General features: G+C 25.6%; 8 protein-coding genes. 7 read left to right on the forward strand and 1 reads right to left on the reverse strand.

Annotated features, from left to right (window positions below):
• Positions 1–66: 66 nt before the first annotated feature.
• The 5 genes from I1959_RS06540 to I1959_RS06560 all read left to right on the forward strand — a co-directional run bounded on the left by I1959_RS06540 (position 67) and on the right by I1959_RS06560 (position 6,304).
• On the forward strand, positions 67–1,356 hold the full coding sequence (locus tag I1959_RS06540) for a nitrogenase component 1 (protein WP_195237503.1): 1,290 nt from the start codon (positions 67–69) through the stop codon (positions 1,354–1,356).
• Complete coding sequence (locus I1959_RS06545) at positions 1,343–2,551, forward strand: nitrogenase component 1 (protein WP_195237504.1); 1,209 nt, start codon at positions 1,343–1,345, stop codon at positions 2,549–2,551. The genes I1959_RS06540 and I1959_RS06545 overlap by 14 nt, the downstream gene beginning before the upstream one ends.
• Before the next feature lie 16 nt (positions 2,552–2,567).
• Positions 2,568–3,035, forward strand: a complete 468-nt coding sequence (locus tag I1959_RS06550; RefSeq protein ID WP_092925117.1) for a HugZ family pyridoxamine 5'-phosphate oxidase — start codon at positions 2,568–2,570, stop codon at positions 3,033–3,035.
• A gap of 121 nt (positions 3,036–3,156) precedes the next feature.
• Positions 3,157–5,604 carry a cell wall-binding repeat-containing protein gene (locus tag I1959_RS06555; protein WP_195237511.1) on the forward strand — a complete coding sequence of 816 codons (2,448 nt, stop codon included), beginning with the start codon at positions 3,157–3,159 and terminating at the stop codon, positions 5,602–5,604.
• Between the two features lie 145 nt (positions 5,605–5,749).
• Positions 5,750–6,304 carry an NAD(P)H-dependent oxidoreductase gene (locus I1959_RS06560; protein ID WP_195237513.1) on the forward strand — a complete coding sequence of 185 codons (555 nt, stop codon included), beginning with the start codon at positions 5,750–5,752 and terminating at the stop codon, positions 6,302–6,304.
• A 102-nt stretch (positions 6,305–6,406) separates the two neighbouring features.
• On the opposite strand, the gene I1959_RS06565 is transcribed toward I1959_RS06560, so the two are convergent.
• A complete protein-coding gene (locus I1959_RS06565; protein WP_092925122.1) occupies positions 6,407–6,595 on the reverse strand; it encodes a hypothetical protein in 189 nt (62 codons plus the stop codon).
• A 160-nt stretch (positions 6,596–6,755) separates the two neighbouring features.
• On the opposite strand from I1959_RS06565, the gene I1959_RS06570 reads away from it, so the two are divergent.
• Together I1959_RS06570 and I1959_RS06575 are read left to right on the forward strand one after the other, a co-directional pair.
• A complete protein-coding gene (locus I1959_RS06570) occupies positions 6,756–8,603 on the forward strand; it encodes a sensor histidine kinase (protein ID WP_195237516.1) in 1,848 nt (615 codons plus the stop codon).
• Between the two features lie 318 nt (positions 8,604–8,921).
• Positions 8,922–9,608, forward strand: a complete 687-nt coding sequence (locus I1959_RS06575; protein ID WP_092925126.1) for a GntR family transcriptional regulator — start codon at positions 8,922–8,924, stop codon at positions 9,606–9,608.
• Positions 9,609–10,178 lie beyond the last annotated feature (570 nt).

Here is a 10,178-nt window from a genome sequence, read left to right on the forward strand (position 1 = left end):
TGATTAAATAAGTCAATAAATATAAGAAAGAGTCAAAATCAAAATTTACATAATAAGAGGAGAAGTATGTATACTTTAGATATTTTAAATAGATTAGATGAAATAAATGAAGATAAAGATATAAAAAGTTTATCTCATGCAATATTTCCAGGGACACATTGTCCATTATTTGGGGTAGCCCTTACTGCAAGTTATATAAAAAATATGCCACTAGTTGTAGTAGGAACTAGTGAATGTACTTACTACACTAAAAACTTTGCATATCATAGACAAAAAGGAAATGATAGTGTCTATTCAGTAGTTTTAAAAGACAAAGATATAGTATTTGGTGGGCAAAAAAAGGTAGAAGAAGCTATAAAACAAATAATAGAAATAGAAGAACCTGATGCCATAATGATAGTAACAACTTGTGTACCAGAGCTTATAGGAGAAGATTATTCTTCAATAGAGTATAGCTTAGATGGTGAAGTTGATGTACCTATATTTGTAGTAAACACAGAACATTTTAAGTGCAACTCTCATATACCAGGAATGTCTAGAAGCTTAAAAGCACTAAGTACTTGTATGAAAAAATCAAAAGAAAAAGAAGGAATTAACATACTAGGACATAGGCAAGAAAATGTTGAATCTACAGAACTTGTGAAACTTCTTAAAAGCGAAGGAGTTAGCATTAATACTGTGATACCATCAAAGTGCGATATAGATGCTATAAAAAATGCATCAAAATCAAAAGTAAATATAGTAACAGATATGATAGCACTAGATTTGGCTAAAGCTATGAAGAAAAAGTTTGATATAGACTATATATACTTTGATAAGCATATGGATAAAAGTACAATATATAAAAACTACAAGAGATTAGAAGAATTATTAAATGTAGATTTATTAAATAAATTAGAAGATAAGATAAATGAATATGATGAGCTTTTTAGAAAGTGTAGTGATATTTTAAAAGGAAAAAAACTTATATATGGAAATACACCTATGATGGCTTTTGAAACTGTAGACTTTTTAAGTGATTTAGGTATGATACCAGTGTTTGTACAAATTAGAGAGTTATATGAACAAGATATAAAGTACAAGGAAAATATATCTAAAAAAGGATATAACCCATACATAAGTAGAATAGCAAATATAGCACCACTTAGACATTTATATGAAACAATAGGAGCAGATGTATATATAGGTCACGAAAGCCCTATAATACTTAGAGAAAAAGGGTTAATGCAAATAACACTAGACTCTCATGCACAAAAAATAGGATATGAACTACCTATAGATATGATGAAAGACTTAATAAAGCTATATGAATTAGAAACTAGCAAAATGGGAGGAATGATGTATGCAGGTATGTAAATATTTCCCCGTAGCAAATGATAGAATGGGAACAATATGGACACTGTCATCAATAAATAATGCATGTATTATAGAATTTGGACCAGCAGGAACAACACACTATTCAATAGAGGCAATAGGAAGCTTAAATGGAGAAGAAAGAGCAAAAATATATTCAACTCATATGGATCAAAGTGATGTTACATTTGGAAAGTACGATAGAATTGAAAATGCAATAATAGAATTAGATGAAAATATAAAGCCTAAATACATATTTGTAATGGCATCATCTATATCATCTATAATAGGTGCAGATATTAAAAGTGTATGTAGAGTACTTAAAGATAAAGTAAAAGCAAAATTAATACCTATAACTACAGGTGGGCTTAAGGACGACTACAACATAGGTGTTGAAAATATATTAGAATTATTAGTAAAAGAAATAACTAAAGACAACACTAAAGATATAAATAAGTACAACATTATAGGATATAACATAGATAAATACAACTTCTTAAGTGATAGCTATGAATTAAAAAGAATTATGAAAGAGCTATTTAATAAAGACTTAAATACAATGTTTACTTGTGATACTTCTATAGAAGACATAGAAAACGCAGCGAAAGCATCTCTTAATGTAGTAGTTAGAAAAGAAGGATTAAAAGCTGCTAAATATATGAAAGAAAAGTACAATATACCATATGTATATAAAAGTTTATATGGTCTTAAAAATACTATGGAATTTATAGAAGCAGTAAATGAAATAGAAGGGTATGAGCTAAACAAAGAATTATACAATAAAGAAATAAGCTTTGTTAAAAATAACATGTTTAGTGTAAAGCGTAAGTTCTTCTTCTACAAAGAAAGTAAAAAATGTGCACTATTTGGAGATTATGATACTGTACTAGGAATAAGTGATATGCTTAGTGAATTAAATTTATGTGTAGATAGAAAAGAAGTGCTACATAAAATAGACAGTGAAGAAGATTTAGTTTCTACAGGAAGTGAATTGGATAGAATGAAATATCTAAAAAATACACAACTTCTAGGATTATTTGGTGATGGACCAAGTTTAGACATGAAAAGTAACGCTAAGATGAAATTACAAGTTAGTAATCCAAACTTAAATAAAGTAAATATATATCCATACACTCCATATATAGGTTTTAGAGGGTGTGTATATATAATAGAAAGAATACTTAACGTAAAGTTATAGACAGGAGACAATTAATATGGAAAATATAATAAACAATCAAAAAAGCTTAATGATAAGTTCATTAAATGAAAATAAATTACCAGAAATAAGTTATGCACCATTTGTTATGATAGATAAAGATATATATTTATATTTAAGTAAAGCAGCAAGTCATTATTATAATTTAACAAATGATAAAAATTGTTCAGTTATGATAATAGAAGATGAAAAAGATTCAAAAACTATATTTGCAAGAAAAAGAGTGTCATTTGAATGTGAAGCTACTAAATTAGAAAATGCAGATGAGGCTATATACAATAAGTTTGATGAAGTACATGACCCATCTATGATGATGGTATTAAAAACTTTAGACTTTGATATATTTAAGTTAAATATAAAAAATGGAAGATTAGTAAAAGGATTTGGGCAAGCTTTTGATATAAATATAAAAAATAAAGAATTTGAATTAATTCAAGTAAAAGAAATAAATCATAAGGGTAAATAGAAAAAACACTTAGCATAATATTATGCTAAGTGTTTTATTTTATAATATTATGAACTTACTTTGAGAATATAAAACATATATGTTATAATTTGATATATATACAAAAATAGGGGGAAAATATATGAAATTAAAGAAAAGTGTATATTTATCATTAGCTATAAGTGGCTTAATGTTGGGAAATGTTTCTTATGCTAACTCTAATGAATATGAAACATATACAAAACCAATGCCAAAATCACATAGCATATCTAATTACATGTCAGAGATGCCTACAGAAGTCAAACAAGATATAGAAGAACTTAATAATTTCAAATATCTAAAAACCAAAACAAATTCAAACTATGAAGTAGCACTAGCTAGCCAAGATGGAAAATATATATTTTATAAAGAAGCTAATACTTATGATGAAGCTGTAAATATAGCAAAAAATATACAAAATGAGTATAGTGATGAAAATATAATACCATCAGTTATAAATAAAGAAGGTTTAGTAGTATATAGTACAAATTCTATAGGCCGTATTGTAAAATTAGGAGATGGTATATCTGAAAGTTCTATAAACTATACTGCAAAGTTGTATAAAAATGCAAACGACACTAATGAATACACATATATAAATCATGGATATATAGAAGATGTGCCAGTTATAGAAGAAACTGAAACTATGGCAAAGATAGAAGTTGCTGGATTTAGCGGATGGATTAAAAAGCAAGATGATAAAGGTACAAATATAGTAGTACTTCCTATAAATCAAGCTCAAAACTTAAGTTACTACAAAAATGTAAATGGAAAACTAAGTCATTATATAAGTTCAAATGTACAAGGAAATACAGGAACTTATAGAACAATAGGACAAGCACCTTCATTTATGAAAAATGAAGTAAAGTATTATAGCTATGATGGAAATTATTTTTATGATGATATAAACAAACTTATAAGCGATGCAAAAGAAAATAATCATAACAATGCAGTAAATACTAATGAACCATACTATAACTACTATCAATATTTACCAGGTAGAAGTAAAAGTTCATATGATGCTAATGATATAAATGAGTATTTTAAAGCTAAAACACCAAGTGACAGTGTTCTTAGAAATACAGGAAAATATTTTATAAAAGCTCAAAATAAATATGGAGTAAATGCATCAGTTATGGTTGGAATAGCTATGAATGAATCAGCTAAGGGAACGTCTACTTTAGCTAAACAAAAAAATAATATATTTGGAATAAATGCAAAGGATAGCAATCCAAATAATGCAAATTATTTTAAAAGCATAGAAAATTGTATAAATGAGTTTGCAAAAGAATGGATGTCAAATGAATATTTAAATCCAAATAGTTGGAAATATAATGGTAATAATCTTGGAAATAAAGAAATTGGATGTAATGTTAGATATGCATCAGATCCATATTGGTCAGAAAAAGCATCAAGTTATATGAATGAAATGGATGTAGAATTATCATCTAGAGGTTTAGGAGATGACTATAATAGATATAAAATAGGAATGCTTAATAAGTCATCAAATATAAATGATAAAAGTGGAAATAGATTATATACATCAGATAAAGGTGAAGTAGTTTTAATATCTGATGATAGAAACTCAAATATTGAGATAAATCCTGATAGAATAACTCCATCTAATGTAGCTAATCCTATACCAGGAAGTTATGACTATACATTTAAAGGATATGTAAACAAAAATGATGTAAATATTATAAATAATCAAAAAGATAAGGTAATACTAGAAACTATAATGGGAAATGATAGATATGAGACAGCAGCTATGATATCTGATAACCAAAACTATACTAGTGCAATACTTGTTAATGGAGATAAAACATTAGCAGATGGACTTAGTGCAAGTGGATTATCAGGAATAACTAAATCACCAATACTTTTAACAAAAGTAGATTCTATACCAAATGAAACAACAGAAAGATTAAATGGAGTTAATAAAGTATATTTAATAGGTGGAAAAAGTGTTATATCACCAAAAATAGAAAGTGATTTAAAATCACAAGGAAAAGAAGTTATAAGACTTTCTGGAAATAGCAGAGAAGAAACAAGTTATAAAGTTGCAGATGAAATAAAAAAAATAAATCCAAATATAGATAAAGTATTTTTAGTAAATGGATATAAAGGAGAACCAGATGCTATGAGTGTATCTCCAATTGCAAGTCGTGATGGAGTACCAATAATATTAACAAATGGAAAAGACATACCATTTAACACTAATAACAAAAGTACTTATGTTATAGGATCTAGTATATCAATGAGTGATAATATAGTAAATAAAACAAATGCAACTAGACTTGGAGGAAGTGATAGATTTGCTACTAATAAGCTAGTTGTAGAAAAGTTTTATCCTAATGCTAATGAGTTTTATATATCTAAAGGATATACATTAGTAGATGCCTTAACAGTATCTCCACTTGCTAAGAATTATCCTGTTGTATTAGTTCATAACAACAGTGATAAGTCAGTAATAAAAAATGCTACAAAACTTATACAAGTAGGCGGTATAGACAAGTCTATAGTTAATGAATGTATAAATGCAATAAAATAAATTATTAAAAAATAGAGTGTAAGATTAAAAAAATCTTTCGCTCTATTTTTTTATGTATTTAGTATCTACATATTTATATTGTATGAATATAAAATTAATATATTATTTATACTAAGTACATATAAAGAAAGAAAGGATGTATTTTATGAAAACTACAATAATAGTAGCAAGTCCAAGTGAAAAATCTTTTAGTAAAAAAATCGTAGAAAAATTATCAAAAAAGCTGATTGAAAATAGAGCAGAATATGAAATAATAGATTTGTACAAAGATAACTTCAATCCTGTAATGACTGAAAAAGAAGAGAAGTTATATAATGAAGGTAAGACTGATGATGAATTAGTTAAAAAATATCAACAAAGTATAAGAAATAGTGATGAGATAATTCTAGTTTTTCCAGTTTGGTTTAACAATGTACCTGCAATACTAAAAGGTTTTTTTGATAAGGTATTTATAAAAAACTTTGCATTTAGTGAAGAAGATAATAAAACAAAGGGACTTTTAACTAATATAAAATCAGGTATGGTTATAACTACATCAGAATCAAACACAAGCTATTTAAAAGATAAATTAAATAACCCAATAGAAACAGTAATAATAAAAGGAACATTAGAAGTTTGCGGAATGAAAAATATAAAATATATAAATTTAAATGTAGAAGATAAAGAAAAAGAAGATGTATTTGAAAGCTACTTCAAATAATAAAAGTTATTTAGAAATTTATTTTAAATTACAAAAAAGCTATCTATAAACAAGATAGCTTTTTTTATTAAAGGGAAATTTATTTTTTAGAGGTTTTGTAAACTATTTTACTTCTTTAGCTTGATTAACAAAATCGTCAAATGAAGATGCTGTTATTAGTTCATCTCCTACGTATGCTGTAAACTCAGCACCACATTCACCTATACATTCATTTTCTATTTCTCTACCTAGTAAAGCCTCTCTTAAATCATCTATACTCATTCCAGAACATGCTGAACAAACTCTTATCATAATTATATCCTCCTAATTTATATTAAAATAATTTGAAATTATTATATTTTATATATACACACTATTTAGAAATTTTAAACAAAAAAAATATAAAAATACCATTTTAATTTAAAATATACTATAATCTATCATAGGATAATGTCTAACGGGGGAGGAAATTATGTTAAATAAAGAAGAATACTTGAAAATGATTTCTTACATCCCTATACCATATGTATATATAGAGATGGATGAAATAAACAAAATTAAAGTAATAGATATAAATAAAAGATTTAATGAATTAATAGGGGATAAGATAATTAAAGGAAATATTTATAGTATTGACAATATAGGATACAAAGAAGCTTTTCTAGAAATAGATAGGCATATAGAAGACAAAATTAAAAAAATATATATAAAAGATATAAAGTCATTTTATGAAATAGAGATAATAAAAATATCAGAAAATAGATATTTAATATGGTTTAAAAGAAAAATTGATATAGATAAAAATATAAAAGAACTTATGAATGCATTAGGTGGAGTTATATGGCTAAAAGATAGAGATGGCAGGTATGTATATACAAATAAAGAAATAACAGAAGGTAAATATACAACAACTGAAAATATGATAGGAAAAACAGATGAAGAGATATATCCAGAGGAAATAGCAAAATTATTCTCAAAAGGAGAAGAATATATTATTAAACAAAGTAAAGAATCTAAATATGGGCTATTTTCTTATGATGGAAAATTTTATAATGGATTTATAAAACTTATAAAAAATGAAAATAAAGAAATATTAGGAACCATAGGAATATGCTTAGAGGTTATAGAAAATATTGAATATAATAATCAATTGTCAGCTATTAAAATGTTAAATTTAATTAGTGATAATATTCCAGATAGTATATTTTTAAAAGACAAACATGGAGTATTTAGACATTGTAATAAAGTATTTGCAGAAAATAGAAATATGACTAAAGAAGATATCATAGGAAAAACTGAAAAAGATATAAATACACCTCATGATAAAATAAAGAAATATGAGATAGAAGAAAAAAATATAATGAAAACTAAAAGTAAGCTTATATCTAATAATTCATCTATATCAGATGATGGAAGAGTTAGATATTTTGAAACAGTAAAGGTACCAATGTTAGATAGCAATAAAGTTGTATCTGGGGTGCTTGGAATATCTCGAGATATATCTCATAGAAAAGAGGCAGAGCTTGAATTTGAAAGCCTTAGAATGGAATTTTTTGCTAATTTATCTCATGAATTTAAGACACCATTAAATCTTATATTTAGTTCTATACAGTTAATGGAAGCTATTACAAAACGAAATAACCATGATGAAGAATATAAAAAATATACAAATATAATAAGACAAAATAGCTATAGGTTATTAAAAATGGTAAATAATTTAATTGACAGTACAAGGCTAAATGCAGGATGTTTAGAATATAATCCGCAAAATTATAATATAGTAGAGTTTATAGAAAATATATGTGACTCTGTACAAAGCTATGCAAAAGAAGAGGGGATAAAATTAATCTTTGATACAAATGTAGAAGAAAAAATAATGGCGTTTGACTTAGAAAAAATGGATAGGATTATATTAAACTTACTATCTAATGCAATAAAATATAATACAGAAAATGGAATTATATACGTAAAATTAGATATAGATGATAAAAATTTAAATATGAGTATTAAAGATAGTGGAATAGGTATACCAAAAGATAAATTAGAAGAGGTATTTACTCTATTTAAGCAAGTAAATAATAGAATAACAAAACCTAGCGAAGGAAGTGGAATAGGTTTATCAATAGTTAAATCTTTAGTGGATTTACATGGAGGTACTATAAAAGTAGATAGTGAAGAAAAGGTAGGAAGTGAGTTTAAGATAGTTATACCAATAAGGTTATGTGAAGAAAACTATGTAAGCCAGAATGCATTTAAATATAATAAATATGTAGAGAATATAGATATAGAGTTTTCTGATATATATACTTCTGTAAGATAGACATATATTAAAATTTTATTATATATAATTAAAAAATTAACTAAGTATTAATTATATATAATATATTAATTTTATTTTCGTAGAATTTTTAGCTAAAATTCTACGAAAGTAAAATTTATTTATAATTTATAAAGAATTATATAGTATTATCACCACATAGTTGTTACAATAAAAGTGAGGAATTATTTTATTTTTGTCAATAATCAATAATTATGGTAAAATTTTATTTTATAATCTTAGAGTTTTTTGATTTATATTGTGAATTTACTAATATACTAATATACAACACTAATAAAAAGTAACCAATTGGAGGAAATAATGATACTTTACGAAAAGAAATACAAAGAAACAGGTAAAGAATATGCATATAGAATTTTAAAAGACAATATAATGTCTTTAGAACTAAAGCCAGGAGAACTACTTAGCGAGTCTGACTTATCAGAAAAACTAAATATATCAAGAACACCTATTAGAGAAGTTTTAATGAAATTAAAAAATGAGCACTTGATAGAGGTTAAGCCGCAATCAGGTACTTATGTTTCTTTAATGGATAGTAAAATAATAGACGAAGCTATATTTATGAGATCTACTATAGAAAAAGAAGTTTTAAAAGAAGCTTGCGAATATTTTCCAGAGGATTTATTTATAGAATTAGAAAAAAATCTATTTGCACAAAAGTTATTATGTGATATAGAAGGAAAAGAAATAGAGTTTCATAATTTAGATAAAAAATTTCATAGGTTAATATTTTTAGGATGTAATAAAATAAACATATGGGATAGTATAATGAATATAAGTACTCATTATAATAGAATGAGATTATTATCTGAAATGAAAACTAATAGAAATAAAATAATAAGTCAACATGAAGAAATGCTAAACATAATAAAAAACAAAGAAGTAGATAAGATAGATGATTATATACAAAAACATATAGTATTACCAGCTAAAGAATGGAGAACATTGATAAAAGACAATGATGATGTAAGTATTTATTTTAAATAAGTATCTGTAATTACAGATGCTTATTTTTTTACATATAAGGAAATTATATCAAGTATAAAACTGTTCATAACTTATAAAAATAAGATATTTCAATAGGCTTGAAAATATAAATGGATTCGCCCACACAGTGGCTTAAAAAATGACATTTTGAGCAACGGACGAAGTCGTTGGGGACATGAAGCATTTCGCCGACACGTCGCTTAGGTGAAGAGAATTTTTTTATGAACTAAAACCTACTAAGTAAATGTTAAATTATATTAATTGTAATGTAAACTAAATAAATTTAGTAAAAAATAATTATTTTATGTAGAAAATAAACGGAATATAAAATATTTTATAAAAAAATGAAAAAGATATTGTTTTCCTGGGGAGGATATGCTAGTATACAAGTATAGAAGACTAAAGGGGAGGCAATAACATGAAATTACCATTTAATGTTGATCTAAAAGATAAAGTAGTTGTAGTAACAGGTGGAACAGGAGTACTTTGCGGAGCTATGGTTGAAGCTTTAGCTAAATGTGGAGCTAAAGTAGCTATACTTGCACTTGGAAAAGAAGCTTGTGAAGCTAA

It is taken from the genome of Romboutsia sp. 1001285H_161024_C4 (genome assembly GCF_015550185.1).
GTDB lineage: Bacteria > Bacillota > Clostridia > Peptostreptococcales > Peptostreptococcaceae > Romboutsia_C > Romboutsia_C hominis.